The following is a 21,524-nucleotide window of genomic DNA, read 5'->3' as shown; positions in this document are numbered from 1 at the left end:
ATAGTATCTCATCATTCACCTATTGGAGGATCGAACAAATGCCCGTACTTCTTGTCGATTTCGGCAACATAGTCAAGGATCTTCTGACGGGTAGCATGAGGATTTTCCTTATAAAAACCTTCCCACTCGTTCCGAATAACTTTATGGTGCAAATTTATGTCGAATTCCTTTCGAATTCCTCGAAGATTCTCGATTGAATGCAGCTCTTTCTCCGCAAAGAGCCCAGGATACCTTTCAAAAACTCGCTGCTCGACGCCATGGTGCACTACATAGTCGCTTTTGTTGAGACGAGGATTCGCGTCGAAGAAGGTTTTTCGATAATCGTTTGATTTCGCCCACCCAACTTTCGCCCCGGCGTGTTTGATAGTCGACAGGTCCCTGGCAAGCATCGCAGCAAGTAGCGCGGTGTCAAATGCACCATCGGATATTTCACCGGCTCGCGTCCTCCGGCGTGGAACTCGTGGCGAGACCGAGCGCCCAAGCGCTTGCTGGAATTGCAGAGTTTCGGCGTTGACAGCCCAACCAACTGCCTCGCTCGCTTCGGTAAATTCAGATGGCCGCTTCGAAAACCTGGAGAAAGTCTCTTCTCCAGGCTTGACAAACTTGCCAGCCCGCCTGAGCGCCGCGGCCGCAACCCTTTGGGTCGGAATGGCGTTCGCGAACTTTAGCGCGGCTTCGCCGTGGTTGCCGTGCAGCGCAGCGACCGCCGATTCCTCTAACGCAAACGAAACCCCGAGAGGCGTGAAATCCGATAGAGAAATGCCGCCGGTCTCGCCAAGCCCTGTGGAACCAACCAGCCCCGCCGCGAGACGGCCCCGAAGACTGGCTGCCCGATTCTCGCCAGTTATCAATCCTCCAAGCCACTCACGGTTCGTCTGGATACGATTAGTAACCTCGGCATTTGCTCCCGATCGTCCTGGTTCGACAGTGTTGGTTAAATCGAGCAGCATCATCGGGTCGACTACAGCTGCCCGGACCGACCTGTCCGCGATGCTGTTGTCCGTTTGGGACGCACCGGTCTGAAGCAGATGGCCAAGCACCGCTTCGCGTGCGGCTTGAGTGGGAAGCGCCGCGAACACATTGCGCAGCTCTGCGCTCTGGTCTTGCGGCTGGGCCTTGAGTTCGCCGACAATGTCCTCTGCGACGGAGTTGGGCAGCGGCTGAATGGTCTCGAAGCCCAACTGCTGCTGAGCGGCGATAGAGCCGATGATTGCCGCCTGATAATCTTCCGGCCTCGTCAGATTGTTCCAGGTGGCATCCAGATTCGCGAATGCCTTTCGGGCATAGCCGCCCGGATCGGCCTGCCTGGCCTTTAACGTCAGGTCCGCGGCGGTGGTGATGGCGTCGTGGCGCGCCTTGTCCTCTTCCGGCGTTGAACTGTCTGCCGTCGGGTCGGCGTCCTTGACCATGGCCAGCACGGCGTTATTCGACAGGTCGCGCATGCTGTGGAATTGACGACTGACCTCCATGGTCCTGTTGAACGCCTCGAAGCGCCTGGCGCCTTCGGTGGCGCCATAGAGAGCGACGAACTGTTCCGGCGTTGGGATGGGGCCGGAATAGGTTCCAGTGTCCCTGATGGCGGCCGGTGCATTCTGCTTGGCCAAGCTAATGTTAGTGCGTGTTTCGACTTGCCGCATCGCGTCGGCGGCTCGAGCTTGCTGGACCAACGCTGGCCGGTCTTCGGGCGCAATGTCGTCCCGAAAGGACTGCGCCACCCTTTCATCCGGCGTCAACTTGCTGACGCGATCGCCTTTCGCGGCCGCTTGCTTCCCTTCCCAACCCGCGCCCGTTTCGCCCATGCCATCGGGCGCGGCCTGCGCACCACCCAGCATCTCGGCGGCGCGCTTCGGGTCCTGGGCGATCATCGCCAGGACGAGCGCCTTGGCCGCGTTACTGCGCCACGCGGTTTCGGCCGCTTGCCTGGCTACCGGGTTGCCAATCTTGCCGATGAAATCGAGCCCGTCTTGGCGGATCGCTTCGAACGTTGCGGTATCGTTGGGATCGCTCTGCGCGATCGAGCCGGTGTAGATGTTTTCAACCTTGGTCCACTCGGCCTGCTCGTAACCATCGCGTCGCGCCTGCTGCCTGGCGGCCATCCGCGCCGAGCCGGCCGAGCGCAGGGCTTCCTTCTGTCTGGTGAAATTGGCGCGCTGGCCCTCAGGCACTTTCGGCAGGGTGCCGTCGAAGAGCGTGTCGAACAGGCCTGATTTGATCACCTGGCCGGTGCGTGGATCGACCTGGCCATACATGCTGTCATGCAGGCCGCTGCCATCGGCCGGCACATTCTGGATTGCATCGTTTTCGGCCTGCACGATCTGTCCATTGAACTGCCGGCTGACGATCTCGGCGTCGAATACTTCCTGCTGCTGCTTCCGCTGCTGGAAGCGCTCGGCTATCGCCGAGAGTTCATCACCAAAACCTTGCATGGCGGCGCCGACAGGCGAGCCGCCGGGATAGGAAACCACGCTGCCGGTATCGAGCCGGCGCTGGGCGAGCTGGAGGGGGATGGTCGCCATCAGTAAAGCCCTCCGCCCGGCGCCGGCGGAAAGGCGCTCTTGCCGAACGTCACGGCCTTGCTCGGGTCGTAGATGCCGGAAAGACCCGACACGAGATTGCCGCCGGCCTTGAAGATCGAGGCGGCCACCGCCTGCCTGCCGGAAAAGCGCGAGATGGCGGCCTGCGTGGTGAGATTGTTCTGGCGCAGCTGCGAGCCGTACTGGATCGCCTTGATGTCGAGCTGGCCCTGCCTTGCATTGGCGGCCAGCACCTCGGTCGGCGAGCCTGATATGCCGACGCCCGAGGCGCCGCCCTGGGCGCGCGCCTGCGACAGCAGAAGATCCTGCTTATGGCGTTCCTGGCCCTGGTCGAAAGCCGCACTTTGCGCGTCGGCTCGCGCCTGCTGCTCATAGGCCTTGGCCTGATAGTCGGCCATCTGCCTTGACTGCTGGCCCTCGACCAGCGCGCCGCCGACCGAAAGAGCTGTGCCGATAAGGGCAAGTGTGCACATGGTCAGCCTCGTTCGCTGGCGACGGGAATGAATTTGCTTCTGACGCCTTCGACTGGCGCGCCGAGCGCGGCGCGCGGGTCGAGCGCGCCGCCGGGGCTGAGGAAAGAGAGAAGCAGTCTGTCGGCCTGGATCGCCGGCCGGCTGAGACGGGCGGGTACCGCCGCGCGCGGGCCAGCCATGGCAGCGCGCCGGGTGGTAGTCAGGTTGATCTTCAGGTCGGCAACGCCGGCGGCGTCGAACAGGCCGTTGGCGGTGGTGATGGCTCGGTTCAAGGCATCGGCCTCGAACAGCTCCTGGCGCAGTTGTTCGATCAGCCGGTGGACGGTGCGCCAGCGCTCGCCGAGGGAAGCGGCCTTGGACTTGATCTCGTCCCCCAGGGCGACGATGTCGGCCCGAGCTTCGCCTTGCGCAGCGGCGGCGCGGCGGCTGTCCGCCGCCTCGATGGTTTTCTCCAGTAGCGCGATTGCCGTATTGCAGTCTGTGAGCGCGGCGCGCACTTCGCCCAAGTCGCCGTCGCCGAAGATCGCACTGTCCTCGGCCTGTTCCAGTTCCTGCTTACGGGCGATTGCATTGTTGAGGTCGGTGTCGAGCAAGGCGATGACGGCAGCAAAATCGGCAGCCGTCCGCGCCCTGCCGAGATCTTCGGCATGGGGGGATGTCATTGCGGTGGATTCCTCTGGTGGCGAGTGAGGTGGAGGAGCAGGCGAACGGGGAGCCGCTATCTCCCCCCTTGTGGGGCAGGGCTATCGCATATGAGTGATGGCATTGATGAGATAGTCGTCATTCCAGGCGCATTTCTTGATGCGATGGCTGATAGGAACGTTGGGAACATCGGCGGCTTGCAGGATGTTTCTGGCGAGCCGATTGAGGAGGGCTGTGTTGGCGGGAGCATTGTCTTTGAGGGCACGGCTGAGATCCTCGTCAAGATGTACGTCGAGCATCCAATGCAAGCCATTCTCGATCTGCCAATGAGCTCTGGTGAGGCTGAGCGCCTGCTGCGGCGACAGAAGCGTGGAGGCCATGAACAGGCGCATCAACGGCTTGGCCTGATCGCGCCGGCTGGTGATGCGGATGAAGGCCTGGTGGCCGGGCATCAGCGGCTCGGCCGCCGCCACGATCTCGGCTTGCCGCCACTCGTTGCGGCCGTGACTGGTCTCGACCCGCTCGGCAATGGAAGGGGTGGCGTCAGCCAGTTGCAGGTTAGCGCGGCGCAGCCAATGACGGCGGTTCCCCTTCAGTGCAACCAGGTAATCGCCACCCCTTTGGGTGATGGCCTCAGCCATGCGGGTGTGGCAGTGGAGCGCGTCGGCGGTGACCAATCTGCCCGTAAGATCAATGAGTTCGACGACCTTGAGCGCGGCCTCGACCTCGTTCTCACCATCGCTCGGCGAGACTGCCGCCAGACACAGCCGGGTCTCGGCGGCGAAGGCCGACACCGTCAAGGGCGGACTGGCTGCCAAGCCCTTCTCGTAGGCCCGCCGCAAAGCCTTGCCGTCGAGCGACACCACCTCAGGTACCTCTTGGCCGGCTCTCGCAAAAGCTGCGGCAAAGGCGGCAAAGGCGCGACCGAAGGCCTCCGGGTCGAGCAGGCGCAGCAGCCGCGAGAACGTATCGTGGCTGGGGGCTGCGTCATAGTCGATCAACCGCGACAGCGCCTGCTTGCGCTCTTGCGCGAACAGGGCGAACTCCGTCGCATTGCTGGCGCCGCACAGGCTTGCCGCGATCATCATCACGATCAGGTCACCAAGCCGGTGCGTGGCGTTGGGTGCGCGTGGATCAGGCACCGCGCCAAAGTAGCTCTCAAGGCAGGAAATGGCAGTCGCTCCTTCGCTCAACTGCCTCTCCAAAGAATCCTTTCTCGGCCTAAACTCAACCCCAATATCGCCATATGCGATTCCCCTGCCTTGAGGGGGGAGATAGCCGGCAGGCCAGAGGGGGGTCGTCTCGCATCCTCTGACCGCGATACGAGGCTGCGTCAGGACGTGCCGACCCCCTCTGTCGCCTTCGGCGACATCTCCCCCTCAAGGGGAGATCGGCAGTCTCAACTACGGCTCGGCATCGAACACCGGCGTGAACGCCCGGATGGTGCAGGGTGTCGGGTTGGTGTGGCGGATCTTCACTCTGCCCTGCCCTTCCCAGCTGTCGTCGACCGGCACCTCGACATTGCCGGTGAACAGATTGGCCATACCATTGGGCGAAACGATCGAGGGGATACGAACCGGCTCCCACCGGCCGCGCATCAACGACGTGATTTCCAGCCCGGTCGTGTCGGTCTCCAGCAAGGAGAGGATCACCGCCGCCACCTTCTTTCGGCGTCCGACAACCGATCCGTCCTTGCCGCCGATATCAAGCTCAAGCGTGTCGGCGCCGGCCTCGTATGGAAGCCCGACATGCCATTTAGCAGCGGCGGGCGAACCAACCGGAAGTGTGACATTGCCAGCACCGCTGACTGTCAGGCCGCGGTAGACCTTCCCGTCCGCAAGCACGTCCACAATCAGGCCGGCGAGATGTATTGCGCCGCCTACTGTTGTAACTGCCGCGCCGGTGTAGGTCAGGCCGCAATCGACTTCGAACGCGTCGGCGATCTCGCCATATTCGAACGGAATGGTCTTGATTTCGATAGTGCGCTTGGTGACTCCGCCGATGGTGCGTTTGACGAACAGCCAGAGATCATCATTGCCGTCCTGTCCCGGCGTGACCACGGCGCTTTCAACGATGCCCCATGCCGAACCTGAGAACGAGCCGGCGATGCGATGCCGCTGCATGCCGCGGACTTCCTGCGAAGGCTGGTGCGTGTAGCCGCCAAGTTCTCCGTTATCCAGCGGGAACCACAGCAGCGGATCGGGATCGGTCTGGAACGCCAGTTCAACGACACCCTTTTTTGGAATGTGCTCGGAAATCTGTCCGACATCATCCGACGTGAAGCGGCCGGTGGCGCTCTGGGCAAGTTCGGCGATCGATTTGCGGGAGCGCGTCACGTAAAGGAACGACTGCCCGGCATCCACCGGACGGACCTTGGCGCAGCCAAACGTGCGGGACCGGCGGTTCTTGAAGGACGAAGGGGTCAGCGCTTCGTCGATGCCGGAACCCGATAGAGCGCGGACCCCGCCAAGCGTTCCGATCAGCAGGGCACCATCCGAATCGGAGATCCACGCAATGTCATTGGCCTGCCCGCCGCCGGCCTGGATAAATTCAAGAGCATCGTCGTCCTTTTCCCCGAGTGCGAAATTGTCGAAGTCGCCGGTTGCGGATGCGTAGACGGAGAATTTTCGGCTGAAGGCTAACCGCTCCTCGTACAGCGAACCGCTCTCGACGTACTTGCCGGGAACGAAGGTGCCGAGACGCCAGCGGGCGATCGGGCTGAGATTGGGAAGCGCATGCCCATACAACCTGACTTTGACCACAGTAGCGCTGGTGCGGCTCGTGATACGCGCCCAGCGCCAGACAGCATCCGAGCCGAGCAAACGAATGGTACGGCCAACATCGCTGGTCTGGAAACCGGTGCCGTCATTGATGCCGACGATCGAGGACGCCGTGAGATCGAATGGCGTCTGTGTATCGCCATCCTCATGCCATCCCATTTCCGCGATCGTAAGATTGGCGTCGTCCTCCGAGCCTGAGATATTCAACCGATAGGACTGGTAGGCAGTCTCATTCTGAAACTCGAAGAAACGCACTTCGCTGCGCGACCACCCGGTTTCCGCTGTCCGGCTGTCAAGCGAGATCCAGTTCGTGCCGTCGAAGCCCTGGAAATCCCACGCGATGGGTGCCTTTGTACCACCAGTGGAGTTTGCCCGAAGCCAGTAGCCGTCACAAACCTTGGTCGCTGTACCGGCGAAGTCATAGGACAAGAAGCCGATCGTCGTGCCGAACGAAAGGTTTGACCCATTGTCCCGGTCAAACACCCTGTAGGCGTCGGCGGACCCGCTGCTGTCGGCAGCAGTGCCGCTTGGAGCGGTGTTGTTGGTCATAGGGGGATGGACGGCGCCGGTCTCGGCAGGCGCCATGGTGGTCGCAGTTGTGTTGATGTCGTCATAGGGGCCGTCGAGAAAGACGAACTCGGCCAGCGTCCATATGGTGTGCGCCGTGCGGGTGAGAACCTGCGGAAGGTAGTCCCTGTGGGTGATCCACATCTGGTCGGCGGATTGGACGAATTGCAGGTCGAACAGATCGGCTTCGAGATAGGGTGTCGCCACTTCCACCGTGCCGACCCGCGCGCCATAGGCATAGACGCGGACGTAGAGATCGCCGAATTCAAGCATGTAGGCCTGATCTGCCGAGAAGATGAACGGAATGCCGCGCGTCCTCTTGGCCGAAGTCTTCACCTCGCCAACGAAGTATGTCCCGCCGCGCTTGCGGATGCCGCCATGCGGCAACGTGACGAAGTTTTCGCATTTGGAAAGCGCCGCCCGATAAAGATCGAGCGACGCGCGGGCGTGTAGCCGCGGCGAGATCTCGCCCCGAACGAATGTGTCCTGGACTGGATAGAGCGTCGTCATCAGCGCACAAACCGGCCGCGCTGGATCGCCCAGGACGACGTTGAAAGCCTGCCGCCACGCTGGATGGCGTTGGACTGGAATGCCGCGTCGAGCGCCCGGTCATAGGCACCGCGGGCGATGTCGATCATGCCCGCCTTGTGGGTCAGCGGATGCGCGATCTTGATGGCGAGCGCTGCAACCAGCACTTCGGTGAACAGCGCGTCCCAGTCGTTCGGATCGGTGAGGTTGGCGACGTAGCGAATGAGACGCGGCCCCGACCGGTCGCAATAGATCAGCCCGGCCTCCTGGCGCCACGCGATCGGCACGCCATCCGGCTCGCCATTATCGGTCAGCGGCAAAGGCCGCAGGCAGTCCACCGGCAATTCATAGGCAAAGTTCAGCGTGCCCGCGCCACTGCCGGTATCGGACCCGGCGACGGCGGCCGCCAGGATTGCGAACACCCAGGCGTGTTTCGTCAGCTCTGCCTCGCGGGTCAGGTCGAAATGCAGATTGAGCAGGCGGGCCGGTTTCACGTCCTGATCAAGGCTGTCGATCGGCGCCTCGTCGAGGACGCCAAGCGCCATGTTGGCGATGTCGAGCGGGGTGATAGCCATGATTTTAGGCTCCGTCTGTGTGGATCGGAAAAAGCAGGCATGGGCCCACGGCAAAAAGCCGCTTCGTAGCGGCTGAGGATTTAGTGATTTTTGCTTGAGCAAAACGTTCGCACGTCTCGTGCGTGGAACCCGTCACGCCAACCACCACCCGTCAGGAAGCGGGTAGCGTGCGCTTGTCGAGAGCCGCCGCTGTTTCGGCCGACTTGGTAACGGCGCTTGCTTGCCGCCTTCCGGCACCTCTCGCCATCGCCAAACCCCTGTCCAGGGCCTCCTGAAGACTTGTCGTATAGTAGGCGGTGTTTTCCAGACCGCTGAAGAAGTTTATGCGGTGAACTTCGCCCTTTTTGCTTATGACAATGCCTGCTTTTCGGAGCACTCGCTGAACTGCCTTGTATGTCATGTTCATGGTTACCTCCTTGCCAAGACAAAGCAGCATCGCCCATCTCTGTAACCATTTGGTGACGGCGATTGGTTAAAGGGCAACATGAATATGTTGCGAACGCAAGTCTTGTTTCACTCTGGTGCAGCGCAGCGGGTGAACTTTGGATTCGCCACATTGGCGATCTAGGCCGTGAACTATTAATGTGAGATGGCCGAGATCAAATCGAGGTCGACGCCGAGCCATGTCCATAAAGCACGACGAAGCCACCCTGTTCGATAAATGGAAGGCGGAGCCGTGTGAGTAGTGCAATCAGTTCGCTTGAGCAATCCTGTATCACTGGGCTTACCAACCGGCCCCTGTATCGACTGTAGCGGGTGCGATCTTTACCCACTCGATGTGCAGGCCAAGGCTTGATTCGGGGGTGCTTGCCCAGTCGCCGAAGTATGTGGGTGCGTACTGAAGTTCGACAGGCTCAGGTGCATCAGCATGCACGTATTTGACCTGGTACGCGGGCCGAAATTACGGGTATGTTACCAGGTTGTTGCGGAGGGCATCGCGGCGATGATCGCCGCGAACCCAGAAGCGGTGGGGAATTTCATGGTGTCGGACGCCACGCATGGCATTGTTGATGTTATGCGTATCAATGCTGGGCAGGCTGAGGCCCCGCGCGGCTGCGACTTCAGCATGTGGATCGCGTTTCCCAGGAATATTCTTGGGAAACGTAATAAGACTACTCTAATTTAGCAACTGCATTGGCCATCCCGACTCCGAAACGAGGAGTAAAGATGTTTTTTCTCCTTAGATCTTCCGCGCTAAGCAGAGAGCGCATTTATGGGTTTTTTGTTGGCATATTCAGTGTATTTGCTTTCATTTTTTTGGTAATTATTGGAGGAACGGATAGCAATACGGTCCTTTTCTCGCGCTTATTGGTTGGCTTCGGGTTGGTGTGTTGCTATCTTTCCTATGTCAATCTGAGGGTAGGTGAACCCGCCGGCAAGCAACGCCTAATAACGCCAAATCTCTTGTTCATCTCCACCTTTTTTATAATTACTGTTGTAGTTTTTTTGTCATTTGCGCTTCTTATCGAAATAAGAACCTTTAGCGGGGCGCTGATGATTCCGATGTGCTTGCTGAGTTATTCTCTGTTTATCGATATGTTGTTCCTGTGGAGAGGAGGAAGATTGTGACTTCCATCGATTTTGCACATACACCGGATGGGAAGGTCCTAACGATCGACCCTAACACAGGGCAGCTTACGACGCCTCTCTCGGAATCAGACGCCTTGTTTTGGTTGGATGCGCTGACCGCATTTACTACGGGTTTGGCGCAAGGCCTAGCACGCTATACAATTGCGCTGCCCACCGCTGCCCACGTGACTAGATTTAGGCTCACCTTTCAAGGTAAGCCAGTCGGGCTTGGGGAGGGCCTTTCAGCGGCGTGGTCGGCGGTGGCGGGGCATCGGATTTCGACAAACAAAAGGCATACTGAAGCTGGGAAAGGTTTATGGAAGAAGACATTACAGAAGAGCAGCAGAGATGGTTTGAATACTTCATGCCGCGAGCCGAGCGTGGCGACGCACAGGCGCAGCTAGCCGTTGGGATAGGATACGCCAATGGCAAGATGGTTCCTAAAGATTTGCAAAAGGCGGAGCTATGGCTACGTCTGGCTGCAAACAAAATGGGAGAGAGAGCCGTCTTTCATCTTATGAAAATTCTCTCTAGGGAACAATCACCTCGCACCAAGGAGGTTTTTGAAGAAAAGGCAGAGTGGAATCTCGGTGCTATATACCTTATCTATGGTAGATTTATCTTAAGAAGCAGTGACACTCAGTTAGGAAGATTATATCTAAAGAAGGGATGGGACAAAGGTAGTATTATTGCGGGAATCTCATTCTTTGCGTCAAAATATCGGAAGCCGTGGAAGATAGTCACTTTGCCAATTGTACTGCCCCTAATTGTTAAGGCAGCTATCATAAAAGTAAGGAATAAGGACGATCCTAGAGTTCTTGAATGAAATCCGTTTGCGGTAGTTAACCGAGCTAACTGCGATCACTTGAGCAACCTAACTATGCAGCAGAACAAATCCGCTTGGCCCACGTTGCGCTTGATACGATCGCGCAGCCAGGAGGATCAAATGGGCAACCCGGAACAGGATTTTCCGAGAAGCTCCGCGAGCGCATTAGAGAACGTGCCGTAAACGACCGCGGTGAACGGGCCGGTCTACAGCTAGGCCGTGAACCCATATACACGAACGGCTAAGATGAGGTGGAAAGGCGACCTCGCACTATGGGCACATTCTCGAAACGTTTCGATCAGCATCGGTGAGTTATGAATCGCATTTCGAGCGAGGATTGATCAATGAGTAGCTCTCAAATGGAAAAATATGTCTGGGCCTCAGTCCTCTATTACACCGTGGCCGTGGTTGCGACTGTGGTTCTTATAGCTGCTTTTATGAGCAATCTTGGTGCTCTGCGGGGCTTGGTTGCAATATTCGGCTATTTTGCGCTTATTATATTTCTAAATAGTTGGCGACGCAGAAGACATCCACGAAGTGTCTATCAGGCATCATTGGCCAAACGGAGACTGGACAACTAGTCAACGTCCGCAACGGGGTCGTTTGCCGACTGGCTGCTTTCACATCGCGCCGGATTCTGATTCAGGGCTCACCATGAGCCGATATGACCTGACAGACTTTGAATGGCGGGTGATCGAGCCGCTGCTACCCAACAAGCCAAGAGGTGTGCCGCGTGTTGATCGGCGCGTGCTGAAGGCTGCGCAGTAATGAGTCTACGGCCTAGCGTCCAGAAAGGGCGGGAGTTCTTTACCCCCGCCTCTTCCGGTCCGATCAGGCCTCGGTCGTCTTCAGCGCGATGAACGTCATGTTCTTGACGCTCGACGCGGTGCGGTCCCAGTTCGCCGCCAGCGCCAGCTCGGTGTCGGTGGCGAATTCGCCGGCCGAGGAGGCGTCGAGGAAGCGGGTGCCGGGCACATGCGGGACGAAATGCCTGCGGCCGACCATTTCGGTGACGCCGCCGCCATGGCCCTGGCGCGGCTTGCGGTCGAACTCCAGCGGCCCGCCTTCGGTATTGACCGGCAGCTCGTTCCACAGGATCGCCTTGTCCTTGAACATGAAGGCCGTGTAGACGCCCGCCGCCACCGGGATGTCGTCGTCGACGACGGCCCTGAGCCCCATGTAATAGGGGATCAGCGGCCCGCCCTGCTCGGACGGCGGCACATAGTCGATGAGGTCGGCGAGCTTCAGCGCCTTCATCTGCTTGGAGTGCATCCAGATCGTCTTGAACTTGTCGGCGCGGTCGCCCATCAGATAGGCGGCCTCGATGATGTCGGTGTCGACGATGGAGGCGCCAGTGAGGCGCACCAGGTCGCCGGCATCATTGGCGAGGTTGTCGGCCACCACGCCCTTCAGGATGCCGAGCAGCGTCAGCTTGTTGGCGCGCTGCCAGTAGTCGGTCTGGCGCCGCACGATCAGCTTCTGCGGGTCGTCGCCCGCGAGGATGCTGGTCAGGTCCGGAATGCCCCAGGCCTGGGCGCGGACATTGCGGGCGGCGACCTCGCGGCGCGCGCCGATCTTCTTCAACTCGATCGAATCGGCCGGATCGTCATTGACCGGCTCGGACGGATCGTTGCCGAGATCCTTCCAGCCGGGCATGTCGACGGAACGCCCGCCCATGGAGAGCTTCGAAGCGATGGCCGGGTCGGAAAACAGGATCCCGGCCTGGTAGATCTCGAGCGACTGGACATGCTCCTCGAACGAGTATTGTGCATAGACGGACGGAACGATCGCGTCCGCGATACGGGTATAGGCGTCTGCCATTTTTGTCTTCCTCAGGTTTGGTTGGCGGAGAAGGTGTGTTGAGATTCAGGTCAGGCCGAGCCGGAGTCAAAGACGGGCGCGAAGCGACCAAACAGATGGATTTCGAGAACCGGAGCGGAACGGACATTAGAGCGTCGCGCGTCTTATTGGACGCGCAAAAGGACGCTCTAACACTTTGCATTTGCGCATGATCCTTTCCGGAAACCGAAATCGGTTTCCGGGGTCATGCGCTGGTCCGTGAGCACCGGAAGCGCAGAAAGCCGTCGTTTGCAGGCCGGCATCACCTGAATATCGACACAGCTTTAGAGGGGGTTGTTGGGCATCCACAGGTCGGGGTTTTCGCCGGCCTCGCGTGCCAGCCGGCGGGCGCGAACGGGATCGCCTCTGACGAGGGCCGAGATCTCAGTCAGGTTGCGTTCGCCGGCGGCGTTGCGCTTGAACGGATTGCCTCCGATCAAAGCCGCGCCGCCGTCGATCGTGTCTTCCCTGAACATCGCCTCGCCGATGGCGTGGAATGCCTTGGCGATCTGCGGATCGGTCAAGGCGCCGTCAGGCAGAAGGATGCCCTTCGCCTTGTAGGCATCGACCAGGCCGAGCTTCTTCATCGCCCGGTTGGCGACCTCCAGTCTCTGGCGAAAGCCGTCGCTGTCGGTCGGTCCCCAATCCCTGACCAGGTCATCGTGAGTGGCCTCGACCGAACGGGCAAGGGCGATCTGCTGCACCCTGGCCTGCTCGGCCATGTAGCCGACGAAGCGGTCGTGATAGGCCTGCGCCACCTTCGGGGTGGCGCCGGCCTCGACCGCCCAGGCCTTGGACGCGTTGGCGAGCTCGTCCGAATAGGCGAAGTCTTCGGGAAGCCCGTCGGGGCGCCTGTACTCGACCTTGTCGGGCGATGTCAGCGGGCGCATCGCCTCAGGCAACCGGGCATGGAACCTGTCCCAGTCTTCCCCAGGTGCGTCCGCTGCGGGAATGCGCAGGCTCTCGCCCTGCTGCCGTTCCAGCTCCGCATAGGATGTGAAAACCCGATCGAGGCTTTCAGGCTGGGTCCAGCCCTTGGTTTCAGCGAGCTTGCGGTTGCCTTCGGAAAGACCGTCAAACCAACTCTTGTCGGCCGGCGGGGCGGACCCGTTGTCCCCGTTGGCCGGTGGCCGTACTGGGTTGCCCGCCGGTGGCGAAGCCACCACGGACCCGGCGTCTGCCAGATCTGTCATGAGATGTTCCTTTGTTGAGGTTAAAGGCTGATGATAGGAGCCGGTGGTGGGGCCTAGAATCTCCCCCTTGTGGGCCCCTTGTGGGGGAGATGGCCGGCAGCCAGAGGGGCGCGTGGAGCGCAAACCTCCATCTGTCGCTGAGGTCGGGCCCGGTCGCACCTCTGTCGCCTTTGGCGACATCTCCCCCTCAAGGGGGAGATTAACGCTACGCGTTATCGCCCCAATTCTCCCACAGCAGCGTGATCGTTCCGGTAACGGCCAGCATGCCGTCGGCGTCGATATCGGTGCCGGCGGCGAGGGCAAGGTTGAGATAGAGGTCGGCCGGCGTCACTGTGCCATCGAGCGTCAAAGCCGCCGCTACATCGGCGGTCGAAGCGGTCGACAGTGCAGCACCGGCACCGTCCAGCGTACGTCCGGTCGAAGCCAGCACATTGACCATGGTGCCGGCGAGCGCAGCGCTTGACGCCGCCGCCGACCCGAGCGACCAGGTCAGTGCCGCATTGTCGTTGATGGTCGAGGCGCGGGTGGTCAGCACGGCGAATTGCAGCCTTGCGGTGCCGCCCTTGATGCGCACCTTGCCGCCGAGGAAATCGAAAAGCTTATGGCTGGCATAGGCAAGCGCATCGGTGACCGGCACCTGCATGGCGTTGAGCGAAAAGACGGTGCGGAAGGAACCGCCCTGCCCGCTCGTGCTGGCGGCAAGCCCGGCCTTGGGCGGGGTAAGGCCGGCCTCTCGGGCGGCGGCACGGGAAAGCGTCCGGGGGAGACCTCGGGTCATTGCATTCTCCATTCTTGGGGATTTGAGGGATCGGCTGGACCCGCCGCGAGCGGAATCGTTGCGGCCGAAGCCTGATCATTTCGATAGAGCATGACCCTATCGTCTTGTTTGACCCTGATCTTTATGATCTTTTTGTTTGACAATGAGCCTTCCGAGCCGGAGGCCTTGGCCGTCAAGACGAAAGAAACCATGTCTTATTTCGTGAGGCATGGTGCCGCTGTTCCGCCGCAATGCGACCGCACTTGGCAAACACTTGGCAAAACCAGCCAGTGTATTAGTTCATAGGCTTCAACGGAGTATCAGACGATGACCATGTACAAAGCCATTGCCGCCCTGCTTGTGACTGCCACGCTGGCAGGATGTGCGCAGACCGAAGGCCAGCAGAGGGCGACCACGGGCGCTCTGGTCGGCGGCGCGGGCGGCGCTCTCGTCGGCCAGGCCTTGGGCCGCGACACCAAGAGCACGGTTATCGGTGCAGCCAGCGGCGCCTTGCTGGGCGCGGTCGTGGGCAGCGCGACAACGCCGCAGCGGCGCGGCGAACAGCTTTGCCGCTATCAGGATCGCTACGGCCGCATCTACACGGCGCCTTGCGACGACCGCTATTACAGCGGCAACTATTGAGCGATAGCGAAACGCGCTTGGGAGAGTTCGGTGGCTTCGACGCCGGCTCCTTTCTTTTCAAGTTGGCGATTTGCGAAATCAGCGGCGACGGCCGATCTCCCCCCAAGTGGGGGAGATGTCCGGCAGGACAGACCGAGCATTGAGCGATGCCTCACACGCCACTGCCTCCGCGAAATCGCGCAAATGCCAAGTCGATGCGGAGACCGGTGCTGAACTGAAGCTCTGGAACGAGCTTCGCGCGCACCGGCTGATGGGGCTTGGCTTCCGCCGACAATTTCCGATCGCTGGTTACATCGTCGACTTCGCTTGCCCAGACAAGAAGCTCGTCGTCGAAGTCGATGGTTCGCAGCATGCCGAGGCCAATGCAGGCGATGAGGCGAGGACAAAGCGTCTGGAACAGGATGGCTGGACCATCCTGCGCTTCTGGAACGACGACGTCGTTCGCGACGTCGACAATGTCTGCCAGCACATTGTGATCGAGGCAGGGCTCGCAGGTGCGACTTGATACGCCGACGGGACAGCGCCCCCCCTTTGTCCTGCCGGATATCTCCCCCACAGGTGGGGAGATTGGCAGCTTCGCCAGCACCGCTCCTCTTGGAAGCATCGTAAATTGGCGAAAGCAACGATAATGCCGACCTCGGCGAACCCTCCTACCTCCCCTCCAGCCTCGCTGCCTTCTCCAGCGCCGCCAGCTGCGCCTCGTCCAGCGTCAGGAACCCCATGATGTGCTGCACCACTTCGGCGCGTGCATTGCTCAGTGCGCTGTGCAGTTCGAAGCCGTTCGGCGTCTTCGTCTTGGCCAGCCATTCGCCATAGGACGGGCGGCGGTAATAGCCGGTCGCCGCCGTCAGGTCGGCAAGCACCATCTCGCCGTCCTGGCCTGAGAACACCCTGAGATAGGCCTTGGTCAGCGCATCCTGCGCCTTGGCCGGGCCGCCGGCCTGGCTCGAATGGGCGAAGCATTTGCCGCTCATGCGCCGCCCTCGCCGCCCTGCGACATCAGCCCGCCGAGACTGTCGAGCAGACCGCTGTCGCGCGCCTGCACGGCGGCGGGCACGGCATCCTTGGCCACCTTGCCGGCGGTGGCGATCGCGGCCATGCCGGCCTGCGCAGCTTGCGCCTTGGCTCTGGCATCGCGGATACCGGCAACCTCGTCCTGGCGGCGAAAGATGCGCTGCGGGCTGCGGCCGGCGCTCTGCACGATCTTGAGCGCCTCGTCGCCGTCGATATTGTCCATCACGCTCGCGTCGAACTGCGCCATCTGCATGGCCGTGGTCACCACCTGGATTGTATCGCGCGCCTCGGCCGAGCGGCGCAGCACGTCGAGCGGGCCGGTGAAGGTCGGCCGCACCGCCTTGCCGGCAAGGCTCGCCGGCGGCAGGAAGCGGCTGTCTTCCTCGTATAATCCTTTGTCCTCGAGGATGCCGAGCTCGCGGTCGAGATTCGAGGCAAAACCGGCCTGGATGATCGAGCCGGAGGGCCCGAGCAGCGCGCCCTTTTCCTCCTGCCGGATCAGCGCTTCGGTCGCCGTCATCTGCGGGTTCTGCACCAGCGTCTGGAACAGATTGACGAACATCATGTCGCGGATCTCCTCGGCCCGGCTTTCCGCGTAGTTGAACGCATAGGTCGGGTTCTGCCCTGTAGCGATCGGCGCAATCAGCGGTCGTCCCTGATCGTCGATCAGGCCGGGATAGTTCTCGCCGGGATTAAGCACCGGCACATAGTCGAGCCGCGCCTTCGAAGCGGTCGCCGGATCGGTGACCTGCTGCAGCGCCCTGAGGCCGGAGCGGCGCACGGCGTTTTCCTCGCGCACCGTGGTCAGCGCCTCGATGGTCGGCGAAATGCCGTAGGGGTCGCCCTCGTAACGGCGCCAGTTGAAGCACGACACCGGGAAGGAGCGGAAACCGCTTTCCCTGACGATGACCTCCTCGTCCTCGAGGACGTGGCAGGAGGCGAAGGCCGTGTCGAGATACTGGTAGGATCCGCCCAGCCGATACATCTTGCGCTCGTCGCGCGGCTGGATGCACTGGATCAGCGAAATCTTGGTCTCGCATTTGGCGGGATCATCGACCAGCATTTTGATCCGCGCCGGCAGCTTCTCATAGCCGAGCAGCTGTGCGGCCTGGCGCGCCGTGCGCTCGTAGCGGCGGTGGAAAATGTCGACTTGACCCCAGCGGTTGCGGCAGAGATAGCCCTCGACCACGGGGATCGAGGCATAGCGGATCAGCGTGTGGGGCGCAAAGCCCTCCTCGGCGTAGAGATAGGCCGGGCCGTAGCGCACGACGTTGCGCAGGCAGGCCTGCGTTGCCGGCACGAAGTTCGAATTGGCGGAATAGCGCAGCGAGAACAGGAAATCGCGAAGCGCCTCCGCCCATTCCTTTTCCTCGTCGCTCTCTTCGTCGTTCAAGGCGGCGGTCGACAGCCCGTGCCATTTTTCCGACTGCGGGATGATCAGGCTTTCCAGCCCAGCGGCCAGCCGGTTGGCTGCCGAGTTGATGGTGTTGGCGTAGACACGCGCACCCCGCCGCTCCTGCCGCTGAGCCTGCGAGTCAGGTCCGGATTGCCGGCGCCCGCTCCAGACATCGGGCGCGTCGGGGTCGCAGAATTCCGACACCGCCTCCCAGACAGCCTCATACTGGCTGCGCTCGCTCTCGAGTTCGGCCTGTCGCGACAAGATCTCGTGGGCGCGGGAATCGCTCGTCATGGCATTCTTTCTTCGGTGGTCTGAGCTTATTTTAGGGCGGTCGAATTTTGTCCGCTTTTGCGATGTTCAAGGGTGGCGCGGCGGGCCTTTAAGGAGGTCGATGTGACAATGACGGAGAGCCTACCCGGTGCCCTGACGAGGCGAAGCAAGCAGGTTGCAAAGCGGCTGATCGGCTACGACTCCCGCAACTGGCTGCGCATCAGGCAGATCGAGGCATTCACCGCGTTTCTTGAGGCGGACGGCCGCAAGTCATCTGACGTGATCGAGGTTTCGCCCGGCTGGAACCGCTACTGGAAGACGATGTGCTCCAACTACACCTCGGTCGATTTCCCCGATTTCGACATCTGCAAGGACCGCACCGACCGGCAATATTCCGTCGTCATCGCCGACCAGGTGCTGGAGCATGTGCAGCGGCCGCTTGCCGCCGCGCAAAATATCCATGCCATGACCCGGCCGGGCGGCTGGGCGATGGTGGCCACACCGTTCCTGTTCAGGGTGCATGCCAGGCCGCACGACTACAACCGCTGGACTCCCGCCGGCCTGAAGCAGGTGATGGTCGAAGGCGGCTTCCCGGAATCCGAAATAGAAGTGTTCGGCTGGGGCAACAAAGCCTGCGCAAAAGCCCATATTGGCGGCCCAGTGCGCGCCTACGGCCTATGGCGCGACCTCAGCAACGACGAGGAATACCCGCTGATGGTGTGGGCATTTGCGCGGAAGCCGGGGTGACAGCGATCTCCCCCCTTGAGGGGGGAGATGGCCGGCAGGCCAGAGGGGGTCGGCGCGACCAGACGCGGCCTCCTGCGGCAGATCAAAGTTGGCGCTTTATGCGTGGCGACCCCCTCTGTCGCCTTCGGCGACATCTCCCCCTCGAGGGGGGAGACTATCCTCACCTCTTCACCAACCGCGCCAGCCGCCGCCAAGTCCACCAGGGCAAACCGCCGCGATTCCTGAACACCCGCTTCATCGCGCCCATAATCACACCCCCAGCAGCACGCGGCGCTGGCCGGTGAGGTCGCTGGGCGACATATCGGTCTTGACCGTGCCGGCGGTGCCCTGGCGCTGTTCGAGCTCAGCCCTGAGTGCCGCCTCGCGTGCCTGCACGTCTTTGTCGGCGATGGTCGGTGTCGGTGGCAGCGGCTTCAGCGCCGGCGGCTTTTGGAAGAGGCACATGGTTCCAGCTTTCTCTTGTCCATTCATAGAGTAAAAAATCTTCGCCATTCCGGCCGTAACCCGGCAAGCGGCAGCGTTCCGTCGCGCCGAGCCGACCGAGCCAGCGCAGCGCCAATTCATTGGCGGCGAGCGCCCGCGCCTCGACCCGCCAGGCGCCGCGCGCGGCAACCTTCGGCCCGAGCACGGCGTGAAAGAACTCGGTGATACCAGGCACGCAGCGCTTCATGCGGCGCGTGCCCCAGCTCCAGGCGATCCATAAGCCGCGCTGTTCGGCGGCGCCAAAGCCGGCCTCAGGATTGCCGTCCAGCTCGGCGACATAGGCAAATCCCTGCAGCGCAGCCAGCGCCAGCAGCGCCGGCGACCACGCGTCGAATTGGCAGTCGATCTCGGCCCGGTCTTCGGGCCGCAGATTGGCGGCGATGTAGGAGAGGTCGCGCAAGGTGGCGGGGATGATGCGGAGGGTCATGAGGCAGTCATGGTGTGTGGTTGCCGTCGAGTAACCGAAACGCCCCCAGCGGATCACTCTGCCCGGCCTTTCGCCGCGCGCTCCTGAACTCCGCCGGGTCGACCACCGCTTCCCTCAGCATCATCACGCCATAGCGTGTCGCCGCCATCAAATCGTCGCGCAGTTTCACCACCTGGCCATCCTTGCGGTGGTAGAGGCGGAATTCCTCGAACCAGTCGGCGAGTGTCGAAACCCCGTTGAAGCGGCCGCTCTGCGCCCAGCATCTCCACCAGCCGGCCTCGAATGATACCGAGCCGTCGGCAGGCTACGCGTAGGTGCCAAGCCCCTACTTGTAAGCCACCGCTGCACTTGCGGGTCCCGCCAACGGAATAATCTCGCAGCGACTAAACCCCGCCTCTTTGCACCACTCGGTGAACTGGGCGCCGGTGAAGTCAAACGCCTCGCCAAATTCGATCAGCATGTTCAGCGACATCATGAGACCGAAGCCGTTTTGCCTGCGTTCATCGTCGATGATGTTCTCAATGGCGACCAGCGCGCCGCCGGTCGGCAATGCACGATAGGCCTTGGCGATCAGCATCTTCTTGTTCTCGAGATTCCAGTCGTGAAGGATCATTCCCATTGTGATGATGTCCGCCTTGGGAAATTCGTCCGCGAAGAAGTCGATCGTCTCGGCGGTGACCCGGCCGCCGAGATTGCGCTCCCTCAAGCGCCGTTCGGCGATCGGCTGCACATCAGCGAGATCGCACGTCCGGCATTGTATGTGCGGATGCCGCGCCGCGACGATGGCCGAAAGTTGCCCGGTTGCGCCGCCTATATCGGCCAGCGTCTTATATTTGGAAAAGTCGAATTTCTCGGCAAACGCCGTGAAATTGCCCATGGAGATGCCGCTCATTGCGTCCATGAACTGCTCCAGGCGCGCCGGGTCCGCATAGAGCTCGCCGAACATGGACTTGCCTGTCTCCTTGATCTCGTTTTGAGGCTTTCCGGTTTGCAATGCCGGTGTGAGATCGCCCCAGAACCGATACAGGCGTGCGTTCGCCATCTCAAGGATTCCACCGATGTATTGGGGGCTCCGCTTGACCAGGAATAGCGCGGTTGATGGCGTATTGCCGTATTTGCCGGTTTCACCGGCGCCGTCCCTCTGCAGCAATCCGAGCGCGACGAGGGTGTCGAGAAAATCGTACGTTCCGCGCGGATGCAGCCCCATGGCGCCTTGCAGTTCGAGGCCCGTTTTGGGGCCGTCCGCAAGCAGCGAGAAGAGTCCGAGTTCCACGGCGCTCAACAATGTCTTGGCTGGCCAGAACCCAAAGCCAATTTGCAGTATGTGGTCTGGAGAAATTCCGTTTTGCATCTGAGCCTCCCCGAATGGCGAATGCCCCGCGTGAGGCCACGCCGATGCGTCCCGTGAGCGGGATCATTCGATGCTACACTACGTCCGCGGAAGTTCACTACAGTTTTCTAAATCGGAGCCGGAGCGCATTGCCGCCACCCATCACCGAAACGCCCCCAACGGATCGCTCTGCCCCGCCTTCCGCCGCGCGCTCCTGAACTCCGCCGGGTCGACCACCGCTTCCCTCAGCATCATTACGCCGTAACGCGTCGCCGCCATCAAATCGTCGCGCAGCTTCACCACCTGGCCGTCCTTGCGATGGTAGAGCCGGAACTCCTCGAACCAGGGCAAAAGCGTCGAAAACACCTTGAAGCGGCCGCTCTGCATGCGGTCGAGCATCTCCATCAGCCCGGCCTCGACCGAGACGGAACCGCCTGGGAATTGCGCATGGCGGGTCAGCATGTTCAGCCCATGCGCGGCGTATTGTTTGGCGAGTGCCAGGCCCGCACCTTCCAGCGTCTCGCGACGGCCGTCGCGCGGCCACGCCCAGGGCAGCCATTCGCCCCAGGGTTTTAGGGTCAGCGCCTGCATCGCCGGCGTTTGCTGCGAGGCGCGGCAGGCTTTTGTGACATAGACGACATCGGCCTCCGTGTCCCAGGCGAGCTCGACCGCGGCCGACGGATGGTCCCAGCCGAAATCGAGCGCGCCAAGCCGCGGCCAGTAGCGCGGCAGCCGGAACGGCTCGCAGGCGATCAGTTCTTCCGCCACCGGAAAGATGCGGCCGGAGCCGAGCACCGGAATGCCCTTGGCCCGCGCCTCGCGCTCATGCGCCGGATAGGCGGCAATGATCTCGGCGCGCTGCCGCGGCGTATAATGCTCGGCATCGTCGATGGTCATGAAGGTGACGTGACGGGACATATTAGCTGGCC

The 21,524-nt window shown here is 61.4% G+C and carries 21 protein-coding genes and 2 pseudogenes; 6 read left to right on the top strand and 17 right to left on the bottom strand.

Going from position 1 to position 21,524, the window contains the following annotated elements; genetic code table 11:
* Positions 1-11 precede the first annotated feature (11 nt).
* The 8 genes from ACWTU8_RS04515 to ACWTU8_RS04480 all read right to left on the bottom strand — a co-directional run bounded on the left by ACWTU8_RS04515 (position 12) and on the right by ACWTU8_RS04480 (position 8,872).
* The gene (locus tag ACWTU8_RS04515; RefSeq protein WP_455847196.1) at positions 12-2,516 is read right to left on the bottom strand and encodes a hypothetical protein; all 2,505 of its coding nucleotides are present in this window, start codon (positions 2,514-2,516) and stop codon (positions 12-14) included.
* Entirely contained in the window at positions 2,516-3,007 is a 492-nt protein-coding gene (locus ACWTU8_RS04510; RefSeq protein WP_455847195.1) for a hypothetical protein, read from the bottom strand. The genes ACWTU8_RS04515 and ACWTU8_RS04510 overlap by 1 nt, the downstream gene beginning before the upstream one ends.
* A 2-nt stretch (positions 3,008-3,009) precedes the next feature.
* On the bottom strand, positions 3,010-3,669 hold the full coding sequence (locus ACWTU8_RS04505) for a hypothetical protein (protein WP_455847194.1): 660 nt from the start codon (positions 3,667-3,669) through the stop codon (positions 3,010-3,012).
* An 81-nt stretch (positions 3,670-3,750) separates the two neighbouring features.
* Positions 3,751-4,842, bottom strand: a complete 1,092-nt coding sequence (locus ACWTU8_RS04500; protein WP_455847193.1) for an ISAs1 family transposase — start codon at positions 4,840-4,842, stop codon at positions 3,751-3,753.
* 210 nt (positions 4,843-5,052) lie between these two features.
* A complete protein-coding gene (locus ACWTU8_RS04495) occupies positions 5,053-7,506 on the bottom strand; it encodes a hypothetical protein (RefSeq protein ID WP_455847192.1) in 2,454 nt (817 codons plus the stop codon).
* On the bottom strand, positions 7,506-8,099 hold the full coding sequence (locus tag ACWTU8_RS04490; protein WP_455847191.1) for a hypothetical protein: 594 nt from the start codon (positions 8,097-8,099) through the stop codon (positions 7,506-7,508). The genes ACWTU8_RS04495 and ACWTU8_RS04490 overlap by 1 nt, the downstream gene beginning before the upstream one ends.
* A 151-nt stretch (positions 8,100-8,250) precedes the next feature.
* Positions 8,251-8,505, bottom strand: a complete 255-nt coding sequence (locus ACWTU8_RS04485) for a hypothetical protein (protein ID WP_455847190.1) — start codon at positions 8,503-8,505, stop codon at positions 8,251-8,253.
* 193 nt (positions 8,506-8,698) lie between these two features.
* A complete protein-coding gene (locus tag ACWTU8_RS04480; protein ID WP_455847189.1) occupies positions 8,699-8,872 on the bottom strand; it encodes a DUF6678 family protein in 174 nt (57 codons plus the stop codon).
* Between the two features lie 95 nt (positions 8,873-8,967).
* Between ACWTU8_RS04480 and ACWTU8_RS04475 the strand changes: the two genes are divergently transcribed.
* From ACWTU8_RS04475 to ACWTU8_RS04465, 3 genes and pseudogenes are all read left to right on the top strand, one after another.
* Positions 8,968-9,225, top strand: coding sequence for a hypothetical protein (locus ACWTU8_RS04475; protein ID WP_455847188.1), 258 nt, complete (start codon positions 8,968-8,970; stop codon positions 9,223-9,225).
* Between the two features lie 759 nt (positions 9,226-9,984).
* Entirely contained in the window at positions 9,985-10,494 is a 510-nt protein-coding gene (locus tag ACWTU8_RS04470; protein ID WP_455847187.1) for a hypothetical protein, read from the top strand.
* Between the two features lie 654 nt (positions 10,495-11,148).
* Positions 11,149-11,247 (top strand): annotated as a pseudogene (locus ACWTU8_RS04465) (IS5/IS1182 family transposase); the annotation flags it as partial.
* Positions 11,248-11,325: 78 nt separating this feature from the next.
* Here the strand turns inward: ACWTU8_RS04465 and ACWTU8_RS04460 are convergent.
* The 3 genes from ACWTU8_RS04460 to ACWTU8_RS04450 all read right to left on the bottom strand — a co-directional run bounded on the left by ACWTU8_RS04460 (position 11,326) and on the right by ACWTU8_RS04450 (position 14,304).
* Positions 11,326-12,315 (bottom strand): Coat protein, encoded by a 990-nt coding sequence (locus ACWTU8_RS04460; RefSeq protein ID WP_455847186.1) that lies wholly within the window; start codon positions 12,313-12,315, stop codon positions 11,326-11,328.
* A 302-nt stretch (positions 12,316-12,617) separates the two neighbouring features.
* Entirely contained in the window at positions 12,618-13,526 is a 909-nt protein-coding gene (locus ACWTU8_RS04455; protein ID WP_455847185.1) for a hypothetical protein, read from the bottom strand.
* Positions 13,527-13,731: 205 nt separating this feature from the next.
* Entirely contained in the window at positions 13,732-14,304 is a 573-nt protein-coding gene (locus tag ACWTU8_RS04450) for a hypothetical protein (protein ID WP_455847184.1), read from the bottom strand.
* A 306-nt stretch (positions 14,305-14,610) separates the two neighbouring features.
* Between ACWTU8_RS04450 and ACWTU8_RS04445 the strand changes: the two genes are divergently transcribed.
* Both ACWTU8_RS04445 and ACWTU8_RS04440 read left to right on the top strand, forming a co-directional pair.
* Positions 14,611-14,925: a YMGG-like glycine zipper-containing protein gene (locus ACWTU8_RS04445; protein ID WP_065009053.1), complete on the top strand. Its 315-nt coding sequence runs from the start codon at positions 14,611-14,613 to the stop codon at positions 14,923-14,925.
* A 139-nt stretch (positions 14,926-15,064) separates the two neighbouring features.
* Complete coding sequence (locus ACWTU8_RS04440) at positions 15,065-15,430, top strand: endonuclease domain-containing protein (RefSeq protein WP_455847183.1); 366 nt, start codon at positions 15,065-15,067, stop codon at positions 15,428-15,430.
* A gap of 145 nt (positions 15,431-15,575) precedes the next feature.
* Here the strand turns inward: ACWTU8_RS04440 and ACWTU8_RS04435 are convergent, their stop codons facing one another.
* Both ACWTU8_RS04435 and ACWTU8_RS04430 read right to left on the bottom strand, forming a co-directional pair.
* Positions 15,576-15,899, bottom strand: a complete 324-nt coding sequence (locus ACWTU8_RS04435) for a Bbp19 family protein (protein ID WP_455847182.1) — start codon at positions 15,897-15,899, stop codon at positions 15,576-15,578.
* Positions 15,896-17,629: a portal protein gene (locus ACWTU8_RS04430; RefSeq protein WP_455847181.1), complete on the bottom strand. Its 1,734-nt coding sequence runs from the start codon at positions 17,627-17,629 to the stop codon at positions 15,896-15,898. The genes ACWTU8_RS04435 and ACWTU8_RS04430 overlap by 4 nt, the downstream gene beginning before the upstream one ends.
* Before the next feature lie 108 nt (positions 17,630-17,737).
* On the opposite strand from ACWTU8_RS04430, the gene ACWTU8_RS04425 reads away from it, so the two are divergent.
* Complete coding sequence (locus tag ACWTU8_RS04425; protein ID WP_455847180.1) at positions 17,738-18,355, top strand: methyltransferase domain-containing protein; 618 nt, start codon at positions 17,738-17,740, stop codon at positions 18,353-18,355.
* A gap of 343 nt (positions 18,356-18,698) precedes the next feature.
* Here ACWTU8_RS04425 and ACWTU8_RS04420 read toward each other — a convergent pair whose 3' ends face one another.
* The 4 genes and pseudogenes from ACWTU8_RS04420 to ACWTU8_RS04405 all read right to left on the bottom strand — a co-directional run.
* On the bottom strand, positions 18,699-19,265 hold the full coding sequence (locus tag ACWTU8_RS04420; protein ID WP_455847179.1) for a hypothetical protein: 567 nt from the start codon (positions 19,263-19,265) through the stop codon (positions 18,699-18,701).
* A gap of 7 nt (positions 19,266-19,272) precedes the next feature.
* A complete protein-coding gene (locus tag ACWTU8_RS04415; protein WP_455847178.1) occupies positions 19,273-19,437 on the bottom strand; it encodes a hypothetical protein in 165 nt (54 codons plus the stop codon).
* A gap of 153 nt (positions 19,438-19,590) precedes the next feature.
* The gene (locus ACWTU8_RS04410; protein ID WP_455847177.1) at positions 19,591-20,616 is read right to left on the bottom strand and encodes a class I SAM-dependent methyltransferase; all 1,026 of its coding nucleotides are present in this window, start codon (positions 20,614-20,616) and stop codon (positions 19,591-19,593) included.
* A 141-nt stretch (positions 20,617-20,757) separates the two neighbouring features.
* Positions 20,758-21,507: pseudogene (locus ACWTU8_RS04405) on the bottom strand (phage terminase large subunit family protein); the annotation flags it as partial.
* Between the last annotated feature and the right edge of the window lie 17 nt (positions 21,508-21,524).

The sequence above is a fragment of the Mesorhizobium sp. BHbdii genome (assembly GCF_053848045.1).
The sequence above is the reverse complement of the archived record's forward strand: the minus strand, read 5'-3'. Positions and strand labels throughout refer to the sequence as shown.

Excerpts from the sequence above, each read along its gene's own strand:
- ACWTU8_RS04515 (WP_455847196.1), bottom strand. The coding sequence starts at position 2,516 with ATGGCGACCATCCCCCTCCAGCTCGCCCAGCGCCGGCTCGATACCGGC.
- ACWTU8_RS04510 (WP_455847195.1), bottom strand. The coding sequence starts at position 3,007 with ATGTGCACACTTGCCCTTATCGGCACAGCTCTTTCGGTCGGCGGCGCG.
- ACWTU8_RS04505 (WP_455847194.1), bottom strand. The coding sequence starts at position 3,669 with ATGACATCCCCCCATGCCGAAGATCTCGGCAGGGCGCGGACGGCTGCC.
- ACWTU8_RS04495 (WP_455847192.1), bottom strand. The coding sequence starts at position 7,506 with ATGACGACGCTCTATCCAGTCCAGGACACATTCGTTCGGGGCGAGATC.
- ACWTU8_RS04490 (WP_455847191.1), bottom strand. The coding sequence starts at position 8,099 with ATGGCTATCACCCCGCTCGACATCGCCAACATGGCGCTTGGCGTCCTC.
- ACWTU8_RS04485 (WP_455847190.1), bottom strand. The coding sequence starts at position 8,505 with ATGAACATGACATACAAGGCAGTTCAGCGAGTGCTCCGAAAAGCAGGC.
- ACWTU8_RS04475 (WP_455847188.1), top strand. The coding sequence starts at position 8,968 with ATGCACGTATTTGACCTGGTACGCGGGCCGAAATTACGGGTATGTTAC.
- ACWTU8_RS04470 (WP_455847187.1), top strand. The coding sequence starts at position 9,985 with ATGGAAGAAGACATTACAGAAGAGCAGCAGAGATGGTTTGAATACTTC.
- ACWTU8_RS04460 (WP_455847186.1), bottom strand. The coding sequence starts at position 12,315 with ATGGCAGACGCCTATACCCGTATCGCGGACGCGATCGTTCCGTCCGTC.
- ACWTU8_RS04455 (WP_455847185.1), bottom strand. The coding sequence starts at position 13,526 with ATGACAGATCTGGCAGACGCCGGGTCCGTGGTGGCTTCGCCACCGGCG.
- ACWTU8_RS04450 (WP_455847184.1), bottom strand. The coding sequence starts at position 14,304 with ATGACCCGAGGTCTCCCCCGGACGCTTTCCCGTGCCGCCGCCCGAGAG.
- ACWTU8_RS04445 (WP_065009053.1), top strand. The coding sequence starts at position 14,611 with ATGACCATGTACAAAGCCATTGCCGCCCTGCTTGTGACTGCCACGCTG.
- ACWTU8_RS04435 (WP_455847182.1), bottom strand. The coding sequence starts at position 15,899 with ATGAGCGGCAAATGCTTCGCCCATTCGAGCCAGGCCGGCGGCCCGGCC.
- ACWTU8_RS04430 (WP_455847181.1), bottom strand. The coding sequence starts at position 17,629 with ATGACGAGCGATTCCCGCGCCCACGAGATCTTGTCGCGACAGGCCGAA.
- ACWTU8_RS04425 (WP_455847180.1), top strand. The coding sequence starts at position 17,738 with ATGACGGAGAGCCTACCCGGTGCCCTGACGAGGCGAAGCAAGCAGGTT.
- ACWTU8_RS04420 (WP_455847179.1), bottom strand. The coding sequence starts at position 19,265 with ATGACCCTCCGCATCATCCCCGCCACCTTGCGCGACCTCTCCTACATC.
- ACWTU8_RS04410 (WP_455847177.1), bottom strand. The coding sequence starts at position 20,616 with ATGCAAAACGGAATTTCTCCAGACCACATACTGCAAATTGGCTTTGGG.